The organism is Xanthomonas protegens (assembly GCF_038442435.1).
Classification (GTDB): Bacteria; Pseudomonadota; Gammaproteobacteria; order Xanthomonadales; family Xanthomonadaceae; genus Xanthomonas_A; species Xanthomonas_A sontii.
Window position 1 is genome coordinate 298,668 of sequence record NZ_JAQJCQ010000001.1, and the last position, 17,782, is coordinate 316,449.

The 17,782-nt window shown below is 69.6% G+C and carries 17 protein-coding genes; 8 read left to right on the plus strand and 9 right to left on the minus strand.

The features are described 5' to 3' along the window. Positions 1-251: 251 nt before the first annotated feature. Positions 252-512, minus strand: coding sequence for a hypothetical protein (locus tag PIQ37_RS01295; protein ID WP_342072059.1), 261 nt, complete (start codon positions 510-512; stop codon positions 252-254). A 149-nt stretch (positions 513-661) separates the two neighbouring features. On the opposite strand from PIQ37_RS01295, the gene PIQ37_RS01300 reads away from it, so the two are divergent. The 3 genes from PIQ37_RS01300 to PIQ37_RS01310 all read left to right on the plus strand — a co-directional run bounded on the left by PIQ37_RS01300 (position 662) and on the right by PIQ37_RS01310 (position 3,850). Further along, positions 662-2,545, plus strand: a complete 1,884-nt coding sequence (locus PIQ37_RS01300) for an ABC transporter ATP-binding protein (protein WP_342072060.1) — start codon at positions 662-664, stop codon at positions 2,543-2,545. A 25-nt stretch (positions 2,546-2,570) separates the two neighbouring features. After that, positions 2,571-2,969, plus strand: a complete 399-nt coding sequence (locus tag PIQ37_RS01305; RefSeq protein WP_342072061.1) for a hypothetical protein — start codon at positions 2,571-2,573, stop codon at positions 2,967-2,969. A gap of 101 nt (positions 2,970-3,070) precedes the next feature. Continuing rightward, on the plus strand, positions 3,071-3,850 hold the full coding sequence (locus PIQ37_RS01310; RefSeq protein ID WP_342072062.1) for a ferredoxin--NADP reductase: 780 nt from the start codon (positions 3,071-3,073) through the stop codon (positions 3,848-3,850). A 238-nt stretch (positions 3,851-4,088) separates the two neighbouring features. Here the strand turns inward: PIQ37_RS01310 and PIQ37_RS01315 are convergent, their stop codons facing one another. Further along, positions 4,089-4,580, minus strand: coding sequence for a glutathione peroxidase (locus PIQ37_RS01315; protein ID WP_342072063.1), 492 nt, complete (start codon positions 4,578-4,580; stop codon positions 4,089-4,091). Between the two features lie 333 nt (positions 4,581-4,913). Between PIQ37_RS01315 and PIQ37_RS01320 the strand changes: the two genes are divergently transcribed. Beyond that, entirely contained in the window at positions 4,914-7,103 is a 2,190-nt protein-coding gene (locus tag PIQ37_RS01320; RefSeq protein ID WP_342072064.1) for a M3 family metallopeptidase, read from the plus strand. Between the two features lie 183 nt (positions 7,104-7,286). On the opposite strand, the gene PIQ37_RS01325 is transcribed toward PIQ37_RS01320, so the two are convergent. After that, positions 7,287-8,069 (minus strand): hypothetical protein, encoded by a 783-nt coding sequence (locus PIQ37_RS01325; protein ID WP_342072065.1) that lies wholly within the window; start codon positions 8,067-8,069, stop codon positions 7,287-7,289. Positions 8,070-8,173: 104 nt separating this feature from the next. Continuing rightward, positions 8,174-9,469: a S8 family serine peptidase gene (locus PIQ37_RS01330; protein ID WP_342072066.1), complete on the minus strand. Its 1,296-nt coding sequence runs from the start codon at positions 9,467-9,469 to the stop codon at positions 8,174-8,176. Between the two features lie 81 nt (positions 9,470-9,550). Between PIQ37_RS01330 and PIQ37_RS01335 the strand changes: the two genes are divergently transcribed. After that, complete coding sequence (locus tag PIQ37_RS01335) at positions 9,551-10,084, plus strand: RNA polymerase sigma factor (protein WP_017907990.1); 534 nt, start codon at positions 9,551-9,553, stop codon at positions 10,082-10,084. Further along, positions 10,081-10,863, plus strand: coding sequence for an anti-sigma factor (locus PIQ37_RS01340; RefSeq protein WP_342072067.1), 783 nt, complete (start codon positions 10,081-10,083; stop codon positions 10,861-10,863). The genes PIQ37_RS01335 and PIQ37_RS01340 overlap by 4 nt, the downstream gene beginning before the upstream one ends. A 263-nt stretch (positions 10,864-11,126) precedes the next feature. On the opposite strand, the gene PIQ37_RS01345 is transcribed toward PIQ37_RS01340, so the two are convergent. The 3 genes from PIQ37_RS01345 to PIQ37_RS01355 all read right to left on the minus strand — a co-directional run bounded on the left by PIQ37_RS01345 (position 11,127) and on the right by PIQ37_RS01355 (position 13,019). Next, positions 11,127-11,660, minus strand: coding sequence for a MarR family winged helix-turn-helix transcriptional regulator (locus PIQ37_RS01345; protein WP_342072068.1), 534 nt, complete (start codon positions 11,658-11,660; stop codon positions 11,127-11,129). A 142-nt stretch (positions 11,661-11,802) separates the two neighbouring features. Continuing rightward, complete coding sequence (locus PIQ37_RS01350) at positions 11,803-12,630, minus strand: DUF3298 and DUF4163 domain-containing protein (RefSeq protein ID WP_342072069.1); 828 nt, start codon at positions 12,628-12,630, stop codon at positions 11,803-11,805. Positions 12,631-12,734: 104 nt separating this feature from the next. Beyond that, on the minus strand, positions 12,735-13,019 hold the full coding sequence (locus PIQ37_RS01355; protein ID WP_342072070.1) for a GNAT family N-acetyltransferase: 285 nt from the start codon (positions 13,017-13,019) through the stop codon (positions 12,735-12,737). Positions 13,020-13,235: 216 nt separating this feature from the next. Here PIQ37_RS01355 and PIQ37_RS01360 point away from each other — a divergent pair, with 216 nt between their 5' ends. After that, a complete protein-coding gene (locus tag PIQ37_RS01360) occupies positions 13,236-13,442 on the plus strand; it encodes a hypothetical protein (protein ID WP_017909505.1) in 207 nt (68 codons plus the stop codon). 151 nt (positions 13,443-13,593) lie between these two features. Here PIQ37_RS01360 and PIQ37_RS01365 read toward each other — a convergent pair whose 3' ends face one another. Further along, complete coding sequence (locus PIQ37_RS01365) at positions 13,594-14,229, minus strand: rhomboid family intramembrane serine protease (protein WP_017909504.1); 636 nt, start codon at positions 14,227-14,229, stop codon at positions 13,594-13,596. Between the two features lie 8 nt (positions 14,230-14,237). Continuing rightward, the gene (locus tag PIQ37_RS01370; RefSeq protein ID WP_148829726.1) at positions 14,238-15,794 is read right to left on the minus strand and encodes a POT-type proton-dependent oligopeptide transporter; all 1,557 of its coding nucleotides are present in this window, start codon (positions 15,792-15,794) and stop codon (positions 14,238-14,240) included. 214 nt (positions 15,795-16,008) lie between these two features. Here PIQ37_RS01370 and PIQ37_RS01375 point away from each other — a divergent pair, with 214 nt between their 5' ends. Continuing rightward, the gene (locus PIQ37_RS01375; RefSeq protein WP_342072071.1) at positions 16,009-17,781 is read left to right on the plus strand and encodes a M14 family metallopeptidase; all 1,773 of its coding nucleotides are present in this window, start codon (positions 16,009-16,011) and stop codon (positions 17,779-17,781) included. The last annotated feature ends 1 nt before the right edge of the window (position 17,782 follow it).

Sequence of the window (17,782 nt, forward strand, 5' to 3'; positions counted from 1 at the left end):
CAGACGCCTCCATCAGCCCCTCTCCCACCGGGAGAGGGGTTGGGGTGAGGGTACGGCCGCCATGGAACGCCTGGCGGTAGCAAGCAGTTCGAGGCTTCGCCCGTACCCTCATCCGCCCCTTCGGGGCACCTTCTCCCGCAGGGAGAAGGGAAGCGCTCGCCCCTCTCCCCGGGATAGAGGTTGGGGTGAGGGTGCGACACGCCGCATGACACAGCCGTCGCGCCGGGCTGCCCACGCCGCTACGAACCCCATCAGCACAGACCGAGGACCGCATTGAGCACCTCGCGCCACAACTGCTCGAGGTCGATGCCGCCACGACCGCCGAACAAACGGAACAGGCTGTAGCCGATCGCGAAGACTCCATACGACAGCGTCAGCACCAGCATGGTCGCGTCGCCCCACCGCAACAGCGCAGCGGCAAGCAGGACGAGAATCGTGCAGCCGAGCAGTTCGCGCCACGACGGCAGATGCGCACGCAGGCGGGCGAACACAGAGACGGCAGGGACGGACATGGCAACGGCCTTGGCTGGACATCGACGAGGCTAACCCATGCCTCGCCCTCAGCAAGCGCGCGCCCGCCACCGGCGTCAGCCCCGGTGCAGCCTGCGTCCCGATGCAGCCCACACTCCCCGCGCACACCCTGCCCCGGCACAATGCGCCGATGGCATCCACCTCCCCTTCCCATGGCGGCGCCCGCGCCGCGCCCCGCACCGGCCCCAGCCTGCGCGAGCGCTTCGATGCGATGCGCAACCTGCCGCCGTTCCTGCGCCAGATCTGGCAGACCAGCCGCTGGCTGACCCTCAGCAGCATCGGCCTGCGCGTGATCCGCGCGCTGCTGCCGGTGGCCGCGCTGTACGTCGGCAAGCTGATCATCGACGAGGCCATCCACCTGGTCGGGCAATCGCCCGGCTTCGACACGCTGGGCCAGGCCCTGGCCAGCGGCCGCCTGAACCGGCTGCTGGAACTGCTGGGCCTGGAGCTGGCGCTGGCGATCGCCTCGGACCTGCTTGGGCGGCTGGTCAGCTATGCCGACACGCTGCTGTCGGAGCTGTTCAACAACACCACCAGCGTGCAGTTGATGGAGCACGCCGCGCAGCTGGATCTGGAGGATTTCGAGGATCCGGAACAACAGGACCGCCTCGACCGCGCGCGGCGCCAGACCATGGGCCGCATGAACCTGATGAGCCAGTTGTTCGGCCAGGTGCAGGACGCGATCACCGTGGTCAGCTTCGCGGTCGGCCTGCTGGTGTACGCGCCGTGGCTCATCGCCCTGCTGGCGGTGGCGCTGGTGCCGGCCTTCATCGGCGAGGCGCACTTCAACGCGCTGGGCTACTCGCTCAACTTCCAGTGGACGGCCGAGCGCCGCCAGCTCGACTACCTGCGCCAGCTCGGCGCCAGCGTCGAGACAGCCAAGGAAGTGAAGATCTTCAACCTGCACAACTTCCTGATCGCGCGCTACCGCGCCCTGGCCGACCGCTATTTCCAGGCCAACCGCGCGCTGGCGCGCAAGCGCATGCTGTGGGGCACGGTGCTGGCGGCGCTGGGCACGCTGGGCTACTACGGCGCCTATGGCTACATCGCCTGGCGTACGGTTCGCGGCGACTTCAGCATCGGCGACCTGACCTTCCTGGCCGGCAGCTTCCTGCGCCTGCGGCAGTTGCTGGAAGGCCTGCTGATCGGCTTCTCGCAGGTGGCCGGACAGGCGCTGTACCTGGACGATCTGTACTCGTTCTTCCGCATCGTCCCGGAGATCCGCACCCGCCCGGGCGCGGTGCCGGTACCGCGGCCGATCGTGCAGGGCTTCGTGTTCGAGAACGTCGGCTTCCGCTACCCGGACGCCGAGCAGTGGGCGGTGCGGCACCTGGACTTCGCGCTGCGCGCCGGCGAGGTGCTGGCCCTGGTCGGCGAGAACGGCGCCGGCAAGACCACCTTGGTCAAGCTGCTGGCGCGGCTGTACGACCCGGACGAAGGCCGCATCCTGCTCGACGGCCGCGACCTGCGCGACTACGACCTGGACGACCTGCGCGCCAACCTCGGGGTGATCTTCCAGGATTTCGTGCGTTATCACTTCAGTGCGGGCGAGAACATCGGCGTCGGCCAGGTCGACGCGCTGGACGACGCGCCGCGGATCCGCGCCGCCGCGCAGCGGGCGATGGCCGCCGAGTTGATCGACAGCCTGCCGCAGGGCTACGCGCAGGTGATCGGGCGCCGCTTCAAGACCGGCGTGGACCTGTCCGGCGGGCAGTGGCAGAAGATCGCCATCGCCCGCGCCTACATGCGCGACGCCCAGGTGATGATCCTCGACGAACCGACCGCCGCACTGGACGCACGCAGCGAGTTCGAGGTGTTCCAGCGCTTCAAGGAGCTGTCCGACAACCGCACCGCGGTGCTGATCTCGCACCGCTTCTCCAGCGTGCGCATGGCCGACCGCATCCTGGTCCTGGCCGACGGCCGGATCGAGGCCAGCGGCACCCACGACGAACTCATAGCGCAGGGCGGCCGCTACGCGGAACTGTTCGAACTGCAGGCCGCTGGGTATCGTTAGCCGGTCCGCCCCTTCCGACACCGCCATGCTCCGCACCCTGCCCTGCCTGTTCGCCGCCGCCCTCGCCGTCCCGGCGCTCGCCGCTCCCGCCGCGGACACGCCGGCGCCCTCCGACTACGCCGCGGCCAAGGCCCTGGCCGACCGCGACGAGGCCGGCCTGCCAGCGGCCATGCAGGAGCGCCTGCAGACCCTGCAGCGCGCGGCGCTGGACGAGGGCGTGGCCAGTTGCGCCACGCCGCGTCCGGACACCTCGCCATTCACCGTGGTGGTGCAGGTGCAGGCCGACGGCAGCGTCGGCGCCAGCTGGCGCAACGGCACCACCCCGCTGGCCCTGTGCCTGGAGCGTTTCCTGCGCCAGCGCGCGCTGCTGGCGCCACCGCAGGCACCGTTGTACCTGTCCTACGAGGTGTCGTTCGAGAAGTGAGCCATCGTCGTGATCGGCTCGACCCTCAAATGAGAGTTGATCTCATTTGAATCGGCATGGGGTAGAATGGCCGCCGTTCCTTCCCCATCACGATCAACGGCATGTCTTCCGCTTTTGGCCCCGAAACGGTGCTCGATGTCCGCCACTGGACCGAGGACTACTTCAGCTTCACCACCACCCGCAACGACGGCTTCCGCTTCGACAACGGCCAGTTCGTGATGATCGGCCTGGAGACGGAAACGCGGCCGCTGCTGCGCGCCTACTCCATCGCCAGCGCCAACTGGGAAGAGCAACTGGAGTTCTTCAGCATCAAGGTGCCGGACGGCCCGCTGACCTCGCGCCTGCAGCACATCAAGCCGGGCGATTTGGTGCTGGTCGGCAAGAAGCCCACCGGCACCCTGCTGATCAGCGACCTGCACCCGGGCCGCCACCTGTACCTGCTGGGCACCGGCACCGGCCTGGCACCGTGGCTGTCGGTGATCAAGGATCCGGAAACCTACGAGCGCTTCGACAAGGTGATCCTCACCCACGGCGTGCGCTTCGAGAAGGACCTGGCCTACCGCGACTATTTCGAGAAGGAACTGCCGCAGCACGAGTTCCTCGGCGAGACGATCCGCGAGAAGCTGCTGTACTACCCGGCGGTGACCCGCGAGGACTTCCGCAACCGCGGCCGCCTCACCGAGTTGCTAGAAAGCGGCGAAATGCAGCGCACCCTCGGCCTGCCGCCGCTGAACCCGGAACACGACCGCGCGATGATCTGCGGCAGCCCGCAGATGCTGGCCGACCTGCGCCACACCCTGGACGCCCGCGGCTTCGTCGCCTCGCCGCGCATCGGCTCGCCGGGGCACTATGTGTTCGAGCGCGCCTTCGTCGAGAAGTGACGGCGCTGCGCGTCTCCCGTCGTAGGAGCGGCTTCAGCCGCGACGGGCGTTACCGGTAAAGCATCGCGGCTGAAGCCGCTCCTACCGGCATAAGCGACACGGCGGCAGATCAAAGCGAACAGTGGCGAAATAGTGTGGGAGGGACTTCAGTCCCGACGCGTTTGACTTGAAGGCGTCGGGACTGAAGTCCCTCCCACAAGAGCAGTATCCGAGCAGCCTGGACTAACCGGTTGCCTACTCACCCCAGCGCCCGCTCGATCTCGTCGGCCAGCGCTTCCGGCTTGTCGGTCGGCGCATAGCGCGCCAGCACCTGGCCGTCGCGGCCGACCAGGAACTTGCTGAAATTCCACTTGATCGCGGCGATGCCGAGCAGCCCGGATTTCTGCTGCTTGAGCCAGCGCCACAGCGGATGCGCGCCGTCGCCATTGACCTGCACCTTGGCGAACATCGGGAAATCGACGTCGTAGCTGAGCGAACAGAACTGGCGGATCTCCGCCGCATCGCCCGGTTCCTGGTGGCCGAACTGGTCGCAGGGAAAGCCCAGCACCACCAGCCCGCGCTCGCGATAGCGCTGCCACAGCGCCTGCAGCCCGGCGTACTGCGGGGTGAAGCCGCACTTGGAGGCGACGTTGACGATCAGCAGCACCTTGCCGGCGTACTCGGCGAGCGATTGCTCCTGCCCGTCCAAGGTGGTCGCGGTGAAGGCGTAGGCGGTGGTCGGCTTGTCCATGGGTCCTCGTGGCGCGGCGCGCCGCAGCGGCGCTGGTTCGAGGCGATGCTACGCGGTGGCCGCACGCCTCGCCAGCGAACCGGGGCCGATGCGCGAGGCCGCGTCGCAGAGGTCGGCGCGAACGCGCCGACACACACCGCCAGCGCACCACCGATGCGTGGCCGCACCGGCGACGCCACGCGCGAGAGCGCACTGCATCAAGGTTCACGCCAAATGCCGCAAAGCCTTGCGAAACAAGCGTCGATGCTGCAGCGCTCCCATGGCTTTCGTCACGGGTCACGCCTGCCGGCCTGGGGTAGCCTGCCCGATCACCATGATTGCGGATACCGCTTGATGACCTCTCGCCTCGCCCTTGCCCTCGCCGCCACGCTCGGACTCGCCATGCCCGCCTACGCCGCTCCGGCCACCACGCCCACCGCTGCTGCAACCGCCGCCACGCAGGCCAACCCGTTCTTCGCCGAAAGCCCGCTGCCGCTGCACTACCCGCAGTTCGACAAGATCAAGGACAGCGATTTCGCGCCCGCGTTCGACGCCGGCATGGCGCAGCAGCTGAAGGAAGTGCAGGCCATCGCCGACCAGACCGCCAAGCCCACTTTCGACAACACCATCGTGGCGATGGAGAAGAGCGGACAGGTCCTGGACCGCGCCACCACCGTGTTCTTCAACCTGGTCGGTGCCGACACCAACGACACCCGCAAGAAACTGCAGGCCGACTATTCGACCAAGCTGGCCGCGCACCGCGATGCGATCGCGCTCAATCCCAAGCTGTTCGCGCGCATCCAGACGCTGTACGACACCCGCAACCAGCTCGGCCTGGACGCCGAGGGCGTGCGCCTGATCGAGAAGTACCACAGCGACTTCGTCCGCGACGGCGCCAAGCTCAACGACGCCGACAAGGCCAAGCTCAAGGCGATGAACGCCGAACTGGCCGAACTGGGCACCAAGTTCAGCCAGAACGTGCTGGCCGAAGTGAACGCCGCCGCGGTGGTGGTGGACGACGTCAAGCAGCTCGACGGCCTGTCCGACGCGCAGATCGCCGCGGCCGCCGAAGCGGCCAAGGCGCGCAAGCTCGACGGCAAGTACGTGATCGCCCTGCTCAACACCACCGGCCAGCCGCCGCTGGCGCAGCTCAAGGACCGCGCCCTGCGGCAGAAGATCTACGAAGCCTCGGTGTCGCGCGGCAGCCACGGCGGCCCCTACGACAACACCGCGCTGGTGTCGCGGATCATGACCCTGCGCGCCGACCGCGCCAAGCTGCTCGGCTATCCGAACCACGCCACCTACTCGCTGGAAACCCAGACCGCCAAGACCCCCGAAGCGGTCAACGCCATGCTCGGCAAGCTGGCCCCGGCCGCGGTGGCCAACGCCAAGCGCGAGGCCGCCGACCTGCAGGCGATGATCGACCAGGAGCAGAAGGCCGCCGGCAAGCCCAGCTTCAAGCTCGAAGCCTGGGACTGGGCCTACTACACCGAGAAGGTGCGCCAGGCCAAGTACGACTTCGACGAGGCGCAGCTCAAGCCCTACTTCGAACTTAAGAACGTGCTGGAGAACGGCGTGTTCTACGCTGCCAACCAGGAGTACGGGCTGACCTTCAAGCAGCGCACCGACCTGCCCACCTACCGCGACGACGTGCTGGTCTACGACGTGTTCGACGCCGACGGCAGCCAGCTGGCGATCTTCATCGCCGACATGTACGCGCGCGAATCCAAGCGCGGCGGCGCCTGGATGAGTTCCTACGTGTCGCAGTCGGCGCTGACCGGCGACAAGCCGGTGGTCGCCAACCACCTCAACATCCCCAAGCCGCCGGCCGGGCAACCGACCCTGCTGACCTGGGACGAGGTCACCACCGCCTTCCACGAGTTCGGCCATGCGCTGCACGGCATGTTTTCGAACGTGAAGTACCCGTACTTCTCCGGCACCAGCGTGCCGCGCGACTTCGTCGAGTTCCCCTCGCAGGTCAACGAGATGTGGGCCGACGATCCGGCCATCCTCAAGCACTACGCCAAGCACTACCAGAGCGGCGCGCCGATGCCGCAGGCGCTGCTGGACAAGGTGGTGGCCACCGCCAAGTTCAACCAGGGCTTCGCCACCACCGAGTACCTGGGCGCGGCGATGCTGGACCAGCGCTGGCACCAGCTGAGCGCCGGCCAGGTGCCGCCGGCATCGGGCGTGATGGACTTCGAGGCCAAGGCGCTGGCCGCCGACGGCATCGCCTATGCGCCGGTGCCGCCGCGCTACCGCACGCCGTACTTCAGCCACATCATGGGCGGCTACGCGGCCGGCTACTACGCCTACATCTGGGCCGAAGTGCTGGACGCCAACACCCAGCAGTGGTTCAAGCAGCATGGCGGGCTGAGCCGCGCCAACGGCGACCGCTTCCGCAAGACCCTGCTCTCGCGCGGCGGCAGCGTCGATGCGATGCAGTTGTTCCAGGACTTCGCCGGGCACGCGCCGCAGATCGAGCCCTTGCTGGAGAAGCGCGGCCTCAACGCCACGCCGGCGTCGACGCCGAGCGCACGCTGAGGCGCAGCGCGGCACGGCCCATGCGGCCGTGCCGCCACGTCGCGGCGACGTCGCGGCGGAACACACCCGCGACCGACCGCAGGACGCAACACGCACGACGCCCGGCTCAGCCGGGCGTCGTGTTTTTTCAGCCTGCGTTTTCAGCGGCGACGCGTGGTGCGTCGCGCCTCGCCCGCAGCTGGCTTACTGGCCGTTGCCGGAGGCATCGACGCTGACGCCCAGCGACGCCGCGCCGCCGGCCTGCCCCTGCGCCTGACCGCTACCGGCCTGCGCACCGCCCTGGCCGCCCGCGCCCGCCTGGCCCGACACCGACCCGCCGTGCGTGCCCGCGCTGTGCGAGGCACTGCCGCTGGCCGCGCCACTGGCATTCCCGTTGCCGGACAGCGCCGGCACCGTGGGCAGGCCACCAGCGCTGGCGGCGCCGTTGCCGCTGCCGTTACCGGCCGCACTCGACGCAGCACCGTTACCGGTCACGCCATTGACTGCACCGGCGGCATTGCCGGCCGTCGACAGCGCCGCGGCGGGATTGGCCGCGCTGGCCGCCGCGCCGAGCGCGCCGTTGGCCTGACCGACTGCGCTGCCGGCCGCGTTGCGTGCCGCCGCACTGCCGCTGGCGGCGGCATTGCCGGCCAGCGTGCGGCCCTCGTTCACCGCAGTGCCGGCGGTCTGCACCGCGCCGTCAGCGGTAGCCGCGCCACGCGCCGCCGCCCGCTGCGCCGCCATCCGCGCACGCTGCGAGGACTGCTCGATGCCGCTGCGGGCGCGATCCAGCGGCACTCCGGCGTCCAGGCGGCCTGCGCCCATGCCGTTACCGCCGAGGCTGCCGCCGCCCAGGCCGCCCAGGGTGCCGTTGACCGCACCACCCACGCTGCCCGCACCGCCCAGCACCTGCGCGCCGGCCACGCCCGGGGTCAGCGCCACCGTCGCCACCAGCACCGCGCTCGCCAACAGAGTCTTGCCGTTCATCGCGTTCTCCTCGTGTCGCCGCAGGCCATCTGCGGCTCTCATGTTTCCCTACGAATCGAGCGACGCAGAACATCCCGTGCAGGCGGGACGCAGACAGAATGCGTTCAGCCGCCCGGCGCGCGCTGCAGCGGCAGGTCCGCGCCGAGCAGGCCGGCGCCGTACACCGGATCGGTGCCGGGCGCACCGAGATCGCGCGCCCGCGCCTGCAACTGCGCGCGTACCTGCGCGGCCGCCTGCGGATCCGGCTGCGGCAGGGCCTGCGCCGCCAGCCGCGCCACCAGCGGCGCGGCGAAGGAGGTGCCGCGCTGCGTCTGCCAGCGGCCCTGCGGTGCTGCGGCGATCAGTTCGCCGACCGCGGCGAAGGCCACCTGCGGCCCACGTCCGGCCTCCGGCAACACCCGCGCGCGCGCATCCACCGCGGTGACGCCGATCACCCCGGGATAGGACGCGGGATACAGTGGCGGTGCCGCCGGGCCGTCGTTGCCGACCGCCGCGACCAGCACGTGGCCGCGCGCGAGCATGCGCTGCACGGCGAGCTGCAATGCGCGGTTGGGCCCACCGATCAGGCTGATGTTGATCACCGGCACTTGCTGCTGTGCCATCCATGCCAGAGCCCCGACCAGCTCGACCACGGTGCCGCCGTCGGCCTGTCCGCAATAGATGTCGGCCGCATACAGGGTGCGCGCGAACGGCCCGTGCGCCACCGCGCGTCCGGCCAGCAGCGAGGCGACGGCGGTGCCATGCGGCTGCGCGCGCACCTGCCCGTCGCAGCCCCAGGATTGCACCTGCACGCCGGCCAGGGCCGGATGCGCCGCGTCCACGCCGCTGTCGATCAGGCCGACCACGAAGCCGCCCGCCGCGGCCCCTGCGGCGGCCGGAGCGGCGGATGCGCTGGCAGGTGCCGGCGGCGGCGCTGCCGATCCGCTGTAGACGTGGTTGTAGTCGTAATCGCCCTGCGGATCGCGCTCGCGCAGCTGCTGCAGCGCGCGGCGCGTGGACAGGCCCGACGGCACCTGCAGCACCACCAGGCGCAGGCCGAATTCGCCGAAGCTGCGCTGCTCCAGCACGGCGAAGCCGGCCGCCTGCGCCGCCTGCAGCGCAGCCGGGTCCGGCTCCAGTGCCACCACCTGCCCGCGCATCACCACGGCGCCGCCCTCGTCGCGCTCCAGCCCGCGCGGATCGCTGCGCAGCAGCGCCTGCAGGCGTTTCAGGCGCAGCCGTTCGACCTGGCCGCGCGCGTCCTGCAGCGACTCTCCCACCCGATTCATGCCGCCCTGCACGCCCTGGGTGACGTCCTGCACCAGCCCGCCGGCCGACGGCAGCGCCAACTGCGCCAACGCCGGTGTCGCCACCGCCAGCCATGCCACGGCCACCCAGCGCACTCGCCTGCCCGTCGCCATGCCCCGCTCCGTTGTCCGCCCCTGTTGGCGTGCCACACTAATCCTGCCATCCCGACACGCGGTGAACGCCGCGCCGCGCCCATGGAAGAAAACCCCTCCGCCGAACGTATCACCGACATGCACGCCGATCCCACGGCCGCCGTCGGCGACGGCATCTGTACCCTGCTGCCGCAATTGCGGCGATTCGCGCGTGCCGTCGCCGGCCATCGCGAGGACGCCGACGACCTGCTGCAGATCGCGATCGAGCGCGCGCTGCGCCGCGCCGGGCAATGGCGGCCGGAGACGCCGCTGCAGTACTGGCTGTACGGCATCATCCGCCACGCCTGGATCGACGAGGTGCGGGCGCAGCGGCGACGGCGGCAGGTCTTCGTCGATGCGGCCGAGGGCGAACACGTCGGCGACACGCCGCTGGAGCGGCAGCAGGACTGGATGGCCGTGCAGGCCGCGATGGCCGGCCTGCCCGAGGAACAACGCCTGGCGATCGCACTGGTGCTGATCGAAGGCCTGTCCTACAAGGATGCCGCGGCGGTGCTGGAGATTCCGCTCGGCACACTCACCAGCCGGCTCGCGCGTGGGCGCGAAGCCCTGCAGGCGTCACTGGAGGCGACCGCATGAACACCACGATCGACGCACTCACGCTGCAGGCCTATGCCGACGGCGAACTGGATGCGGCGCAGGCCGCCCAGGTGGAAGCGGCGTTGCGCAGCGACCCGCAGCTGGCACAGGCCCTGGAGCGGCTGCGCAGCCTGCAGGCGCGGTTGCGCGCCGGCTTCGCCCCGGTGCTGGACGAAGCGGTGCCCGCGCGCCTGCTCGCCGCCGCGCGTGCACGGGCGACCGGCGCGCCCGGCCAGCACGCCGATGTCGCAGCGCTGCCGTCCTCGCCCGTCCCGGTGACGGCGCAAGCCAGCCGACCGACGCCGCTGCGGCCGCGTGCGCGCCGCCGCTGGGCGCTGCCGGCGGCCTTGGCCGCGGCGCTGTTGCTGGGGCTGTGGATCGCGCAGCGGCAATTGCCGCCGGGCGATGCGCACGGCCCGACGGTCGCGGCGGCCCAGGGGGGCGTGGCCGAGGGCGCGCTGGCACAGGCACTGACGCAGCAGTTGTCCGGCCAGTCCCAGGGAAACGTGCGCATCGGCCTGAGCTTCCGCGATCGCGACGGCCATTACTGCCGCACCTTCGCCTTGCCGAGTGCAAGCGCCGGCCTGGCCTGCCAACGCAACGGCGCATGGCGGGTGGAACTGCTGGTGCCCGCCGGCGAACGCGAAGACGGCGGCGGCATGCGCATGGCGGCCAGCCCGATGCCGCCCGCCGTGCTGCAGGCGGTGGATGCGCGGATCGCCGGCGAGGCGCTGGATGCCGACGGCGAACAGCGCGCGCGCGCGCGCGGCTGGCGCTAGCAACAGGACGATGCCCCGCTTGCTTTGGGATGGACAACGCGCCTTGGCGCACCTCCGAAGCACGCCGGAACGCGTCCGGTAGGAGCGGCTTCAGCCGCGGCGGGCGTTACCGGGAACGCCCGTCGCGGCTGAAGCCGCTCCTACAATCGAGAAAGGACATCATGCCGAGCCGCGGCAATAACGCGTTATTAGAGACGTCCTGACGCTCCTACAGCACATCGATTCACGCTCGATGCCGCGGACGCACCTTCTTCGAGGTGCCCTCAGGGCAACGCCGCCTGCGTCTTCGACTCGGCGGCAGCGTCGAGGCCATCGATGCCGGCCAGCATCTTCTTCAGCAATATCTCCAGCTGCTGCTGCTCGCCGGCATCCAGCGCCGCGGTTTCCGTCTCCAGGAACGCACACACGTCCGGCAGCAAGCGTTCGATCAGGGCGATGCCGGCCGGCTGCAGGGTCAGCGCGACCTTGCGCCGGTCTTCCGGACTGGCCGTGCGCGACAGCAGCCCCTTGCTGCACAGGCTATCGGTGAGACGGGTGATGTTGGCCGGCTTCTCACTGGCGGCCTCGGCCACCTCGGTGGGGGTGATGCACTGCTCGGGCGTGCCGTACAGCATCATCAGGATCTCGTACTCCGGCGGGCTGATGCCGTACTCCTTGAGCACGCCGCTGGCGTTGGCATGCACGCGCTTGTACAGGTGTTTGACCAGCCGGACCAGGACGGCGGGTTCGCGCGGGAAGGCCGGATAGCGCGCGCAGGTATGCGCCACGCGCCGCTCGGTCTGATCGAAACTGCCCATAAGAAATCGATTGCAAGTGGGGTAGCCGCCAATGCTACCCATTGCGCAGCGTCCCGACGAGGGCATGCGTTGCGTTCCCGCATGCTGTCGACGCCGTGCACCGCACGCCGACGCCGACGCGCACTGGCGCGCCGGCCATCGCTCAGGCGGCAAACAGCGGCGCGTACTCCGGTGCCACCAGCTCGCGCAGCACGCTGGCCGGCACGTCCACCGTCTGCGTGCCATCGGCGTACGGCCCCACCTGGTACGGCGGGAACACGAAGCGCAAGGCGGTGATCTTGCCTGCCGCGTCGACCAACGGCTGGAACTGGCTGAAGTTGCCGGGCTGCGGCTCGGTGCCTTCGGCGATCATCTTGCTAGCGCTGCGCACCTGCTCGTCCTGGTCCTCCGGCGGCACCTGTTCGGCATCCACCCGCGTCTGCACCGCCTGGCGCAGTTGCGCAGCGACGTAACCGGCCACCTGCTTCCAGTGCGACGCATCCGGGATCAGCGTCTCGGCCGTCAGCATGCGCTGCTGCTGCGGCAGCCACACCCAACGCGCCACCAGCGGTTCGCCGTGCGCACCGCCGGTGTAGCGGCTGCCATCGGCGCTCAGCGCGACCAAGTCCGGACGCTCCAGCAACATCTCGAACTGCAGCGAAAGTTCGTAGGGCGCGCGCGGGCGATCGTTGCCGAGCCCGTCCACCGCTTCCATCAGCTCGCTGCGCGCGCTCTGCGCATAGCGGTTGGCCGCCTCGGCCAGTCCGGGATAGCGGTTGATCGACGGCGGGAAAGTGATGCCGACCACATAGCTGGGGCTGTGTTCGACGATGTCCTTCAGTTCCGGCGGCGTGGCCTGCGCCGGCTCCGGCGCCGCGGCGGCCTCGCTTTGTGCCGGTGCCGCGGCGGGCGCCGGTGCGGCGGCCGGTTCCTCGCGTTTGCAGCCGGCCAGTGCCAGCGCCGCCGCGACCGCCAGTGCCGTCCATGCCATCCGCCCGTTGCCCATCGTCTCTGCCCTGCTCACGTCGACTGCCCCTGTTCCTGCGATGCCTGTAAAAGTGGCGCGCATTATCGCGCCGTTGCGATGCCCAATGCTCAATCGAGCAGCGCCGCGTACTGCGGATGCCGCTGGATGAACACGGCCGCGTACGAACACGCCGGCACCACCTTCCAGCCCTGTGCCTGCGCATGGTCCAACGCGGCGGCGACCAGTCGCGCCGCCAGCCCGCGCCCGCCGATCGGGCCAGGCACCCCGGTATGGGTGATGACCATGCGCCCCTGCTCCAGCACGTAGTCGAGCTCGGCGCGGTGGCCGTCGACCTGCAGGCTGAAACGGTGCTGCTGCGGATCGTGCGCGATCGGGACGTTCGGTGCGGACATGGGCAAGTAGATGTGTCGCGGAGCATGCAGTGTCCGCTGCGGCTTGCCGCGGCGATGTGAAACACCTGCCCCAGGGCGTCACGCCGCCGACGCGGCGCGTCAGCCATATGCCGCTCAAGTCGTGCCGCACGCGGCCGATACCACCAGGACAGGCCGAAAACCTGGCATGGGAGTTGCAGCTCCCATCACGCAGCGATCCAACAGGGAACCACGCGCATGAGCGAGACCGAGAGCAAATACGACCAGGGCGACCACAACGCCTCCCTGCTGGAAGGGCTGTTCCAACTGTCGGTCAGCGGCGACCACCAGGGCGGCGAGTTCCAGCAGCTCGACGACGAGGTCTACCAGCGCCTCAAGCGCACCTACGAAAACGCCGCCATCGGCAGCGCCAAGGTGCAGTTGCGCGGTCAGCAGACCCGCTGAACACAGAGGGCGGCCTGACGGACCGCCACCTGCCCCATGCGCGATGCGTGCCCACGACCGCATCGGCGCCATGGCGCATACCCAGCGCCGCGAATGAGAGAGGTGCCGATCGCGGCGCCGCACGCCCGTGCGGACGCCACCGCATCGCGGATCAGCCGCGCCCGAAGCGCGGGTTCGCCAGCTCGCCCAGGAAGTGCTGCAGCACCGACGGCTCCATGATCAGCAGGAACATCACGCCGAACGCCGCGCCGGCCAGGTGCGCGCTGTGGTTGACGTTGTCGCCGCCGCGGCGGTCCATCCAGATGCTGTAGCCGACGTAGAACACGGCATACAGGATCGCCGGGATCGGAATCGGGATGAAGAAGAAGAAGATCCCGGTCCACGGCGCCATCAGGATGAAGGCGAACAGCACCGCCGACACCGCGCCGGATGCTCCCAGGCTCATGTAGTTGGGGTTCTTCTGGTTCTTCAGGTAGCTGGGCAGGATCGAGACCACCAGCGCCGACAGGTAGAACAGCGGGTACACCAGCATGTTGCCGGTCATCCGCTCCATCAGCACCTCGATCGGGCCGCCGAAGAAGTACAGCGTGACCATGTTGAACAGCAGGTGCGGGAAATCGGCATGGATGAAGCCGTAGGTCACCAGCCGGTCGTACTGCTTGTGGCGGTCGATCGCCGGCGGCCACAGGATCAGCCGGTCGAGCAGCCGGCGATTGTTGAACGCCGCCCACGACACCAGCACGGTGAGGACGATCAGGATCAGGTTGACGGGGGTGACGGAGGGCATGCGGGGTCTCAGGCGGGGCGGTAGTGGTCGACCATGCGGTAGCGGCGCGCGTACAGCCCGAACAGCAGTGCGGCGACGAATGCGAAGGCGGCGAAGAAGAACATCAGGAACGCGGTCTCGCTGAGCCCGGTGCTGCCGATGTGCGCGGTGACGCGGTCGTTGCGCACCGCCGCGTTGGACAGCAGCACCCACAGGTTGCCGACGGTGGTGGTGAGGTTCCAGAAACTCATCACCACGCCCTTCATCGACTGCGGCGCCTGGCTGTAGGCGAATTCCAGGCCCGTCGCCGAGACCAGCACTTCGCCGAAGGTCAGCAGCGCATACGGCAGGATCTGCCAGGCGATGGACAGGGCGTCGCCGCCGTCCATCATCACCTGCAGCGTGCCGACCACGATCCAGGCCAGGCCGCTGAAGGCGATGCCCGCGGTCATCCGCCGCAGCGCGGTCGGCTCGTAGCCGCGCCGGCGCAGCAGCGGATACAGCACCAGGTTGTTGAACGGGATCAGCAGCATCACCAGCGCCGGATTCAGCGCCTGCATCTGCGAGGCGCTGAACCACGCCGGCATCTGCATCTGCTGGCCCTGCAGCACCCAGGTCGAGGCCTTCTGGTCGAACAGCGAGAAGAACGGGGTGACCAGCGCGAACACCACCAGCACCCGCAGCACCGCACGCACGCCGTCCACCGCCGCGTCCGGATGCAGCGCGCGGGCGCGCTCCAGTTGCCACCAGGTACCGCCACCGATGCCGGCCAGCAGCAGCACCAGCGCCAGGCACAGGCAGATCACCAGGCCCAGGGTCGGCACGAGGGCGAACGTCGCCAGCGCCAGCAGCACCGCCACACCGGCCAGGGCCAGGCCAGGACGCCCCTGCCCCGGCGCCTGCCGCAGCAGCGCGGTGCGCACCACCTGGGCGAAACCATGCGGATCCTTCGGCGGCAGCGGCACGCGCACGTAGCGGTGGCGCCCGGCCCAGAACACCAGGGTCGCCACCAGCATCAGGATGCCGGGGATGCCGAACGCCCACGCCGGCCCCAGGTTCTTCAGCGCCAGCGGGATCAGTAGCGAGGCGAACAGCGAGCCGAAGTTGATGATCCAGTAGAAGGCGTCGAACACCACCTTGGCCAAGTGCTTGTTGCCCTGGTCGAACTGGTCGCCCATGAACGAGGCCACCAGCGGCTTGATCCCGCCCGCGCCCAGCGCGATCAGGCCCAGGCCGAGGAAGAAGCCGTTGCGATGGCCCTCGAACAGCGCCAGGCACAGGTGGCCCACGCAGTAGATCAGGCTGAACCACAGGATGGTGCTGTACTTGCCGAAGAAGCGATCGGCCAGCCAGCCGCCGAGCAGCGGGAAGAAGTACACGCCGATCATGAAGCTGTGCATGATGTGCTTGGCTTCGGCCTCGCGGCCGGGCGCCGTCACTTCCTGCAGCAGCAGCGAGGTGATCAGGAACTGCACCAGGATGTTGCGCATGCCGTAGAAGCTGAAGCGCTCGCAGGCCTCGTTGCCGATGATGTACGGAATCTGCCGCGGCATGCGCGCAGTGGCGCGCTCTTGCGCCGCGCTCATGCGGCGTTCCTCGTGGTGGCTTGGCTGCTCACGGGCCCTCGTCCAGGCAAAATTTTCAGAAGGTTACCCGATCGTTCCGGCGAATCGAACCGCCAGGGCGTGTCACCCGTTCCCGAGTATGCCGCGTGCTCGGGAATGGGTGACACGCCCCAGGGTGCTTTCGCAATCGGCGCGCTGCCCGCATCATGGGGGCCTGTCCCGAGACGGTGCCGAGATGATCCGACCCTGGCTGGCCACCCTGTTGCTGCCGATGCTGCTGTGCAGCATGCCGTCGCTGGCCAGCGAGGCGGGCCTGTCCACCGAAGCGGAGCGCAGCGGATTCGCGCGCACCGGCCGCTACGCCGAAACCATCGCGCTGTGCGATGCGTTCGCGCAGCGCTATCCGCACGCGGTGCGCTGTTTCGACTTCGGCACCACCCCGGAAGGCCGGCCGATGAAGGCGCTGGCCGTGTCGACCTCGGGTGCGCTGGATCCGGCGGCCGCACAGGCGCGCAAGCTGCCGGTGGTGCTGATCCAGGGCGGCATCCACGCCGGCGAGATCGACGGCAAGGACGCCGGCTTCCTGGCGCTGCGCCAACTGCTCGACGGCCAGGCCGCGCGTGGCGCGCTGGACAGGCAGGTGTGGCTGTTCGTGCCGGTGTTCAACGTCGACGGGCACGAGCGCTTCGGCGCCTGGAACCGGCCCAACCAGCGTGGTCCGGAACAGATGGGCTGGCGCACCACCGCACAGAACCTCAACCTCAACCGCGACTACGTCAAGGCCGACGCGCCGGAGATGCAGGCGATGCTGCGCCTGGTCGAGCAGTGGGACCCGCTCGTGTATGTGGACCTGCACGTCACCGACGGCGCGCAGTTCGAGCACGACGTGTCGATCCAGGTGGAACCGCTGCACGCCGGCGATACCGCACTGCGCGGCGACGGCCTGCGCCTGCGCGACGGCGTGCTCGCCGACCTGAAGCGGCAGGGCTCGCTGCCGCTGCCCTACTACCCTTCGTTCGTGGTCAACGACGACCCCGCCTCCGGCTTCGAGGACGGCGTGCCGACGCCGCGCTTCTCGCACGGCTATTTCCAGCTGCGCAACCGCTTCGGCATGCTGGTGGAAACGCATTCCTGGAAGCGCTACCCCGAGCGCGTGCGCATCACCCGCAACACCATCGTCTCGGTGCTGCAGCAGGTGGCGCGGCATGGTGCGCAGTGGCGCGCCGACGCGCTGGCGGCGGACATCCGCGCGCAAGCCCTGGGCGGCAAGACCGTGGCGCTGGACTACCGCACCACCGACGCCTCGCACCTGGTGGACTTCCGCGGCTACGCCTACACGCGCACGCCCTCGCCGGTGTCCGGCGCGCTGATGACCCGTTACGACGAGCGCACCCCACAGATCTGGCGGGTGCCATTGCGCGATCAGATCGTGCCCAGCGTGGAAGTCGCCGCGCCGCGCGCCGGCTACCTGGTGCCGGCGGCGCAGGCCGCCCTGGTCGGCGCCAAGCTGCGCCAGCACGGCATCGCCTTCCGCACGCTGGAGCACGACGCCACCCTGCCGGTACAGACCTTCCGTGCCGACGACGCCAGCTTCGCCGCCCGCTCGTCCGAAGGCCACCAGCGGCTCACCGTCACCGGCGTCTGGAAGCCGGAGACCCGCCCCGTCGGCGCCGGCGCGCTGTTCGTGCCGATCGCCCAGCGCAAGGCGCGGCTGCTGATGGCGCTGCTGGAACCGCAGGCACCAGACTCGCTGCTGCAATGGGGCGAGTTCAACAGCGCGTTCGAGCGCGCCGAGTACATGGAAGACTACGTCGCCGAGGACGTGGCGCGGCAGATGCTGGCCAACGACCCGGCGCTGAAAGCCGAGTTCGAGGATAGGCTCGAACACGACGCGGCCTTCGCCAAGGATCCGCAGGCGCGGCTGGAGTTCTTCTACCGCCGCCACAGTTCCTGGGACGAGCGCTACCGCCTGTACCCGGTCATGCGCAGCGACGAAGCACCGTCCTGAC

Coding starts and splice junctions, on each gene's coding strand:
- PIQ37_RS01295 (WP_342072059.1), bottom strand. CDS start 512: ATGTCCGTCCCTGCCGTCTCTGTGTTCGCCCGCCTGCGTGCGCATCTG.
- PIQ37_RS01355 (WP_342072070.1), bottom strand. CDS start 13,019: ATGTCCGCACCGAACGTCCCGATCGCGCACGATCCGCAGCAGCACCGT.
- PIQ37_RS01350 (WP_342072069.1), bottom strand. CDS start 12,630: ATGGCATGGACGGCACTGGCGGTCGCGGCGGCGCTGGCACTGGCCGGC.
- PIQ37_RS01300 (WP_342072060.1), top strand. CDS start 662: ATGGCATCCACCTCCCCTTCCCATGGCGGCGCCCGCGCCGCGCCCCGC.
- PIQ37_RS01325 (WP_342072065.1), bottom strand. CDS start 8,069: ATGAACGGCAAGACTCTGTTGGCGAGCGCGGTGCTGGTGGCGACGGTG.
- PIQ37_RS01375 (WP_342072071.1), top strand. CDS start 16,009: ATGATCCGACCCTGGCTGGCCACCCTGTTGCTGCCGATGCTGCTGTGC.
- PIQ37_RS01310 (WP_342072062.1), top strand. CDS start 3,071: ATGTCTTCCGCTTTTGGCCCCGAAACGGTGCTCGATGTCCGCCACTGG.
- PIQ37_RS01365 (WP_017909504.1), bottom strand. CDS start 14,229: ATGCCCTCCGTCACCCCCGTCAACCTGATCCTGATCGTCCTCACCGTG.
- PIQ37_RS01370 (WP_148829726.1), bottom strand. CDS start 15,794: ATGAGCGCGGCGCAAGAGCGCGCCACTGCGCGCATGCCGCGGCAGATT.
- PIQ37_RS01345 (WP_342072068.1), bottom strand. CDS start 11,660: ATGGGCAGTTTCGATCAGACCGAGCGGCGCGTGGCGCATACCTGCGCG.
- PIQ37_RS01340 (WP_342072067.1), top strand. CDS start 10,081: ATGAACACCACGATCGACGCACTCACGCTGCAGGCCTATGCCGACGGC.
- PIQ37_RS01330 (WP_342072066.1), bottom strand. CDS start 9,469: ATGGCGACGGGCAGGCGAGTGCGCTGGGTGGCCGTGGCATGGCTGGCG.
- PIQ37_RS01360 (WP_017909505.1), top strand. CDS start 13,236: ATGAGCGAGACCGAGAGCAAATACGACCAGGGCGACCACAACGCCTCC.
- PIQ37_RS01315 (WP_342072063.1), bottom strand. CDS start 4,580: ATGGACAAGCCGACCACCGCCTACGCCTTCACCGCGACCACCTTGGAC.
- PIQ37_RS01335 (WP_017907990.1), top strand. CDS start 9,551: ATGGAAGAAAACCCCTCCGCCGAACGTATCACCGACATGCACGCCGAT.
- PIQ37_RS01320 (WP_342072064.1), top strand. CDS start 4,914: ATGACCTCTCGCCTCGCCCTTGCCCTCGCCGCCACGCTCGGACTCGCC.
- PIQ37_RS01305 (WP_342072061.1), top strand. CDS start 2,571: ATGCTCCGCACCCTGCCCTGCCTGTTCGCCGCCGCCCTCGCCGTCCCG.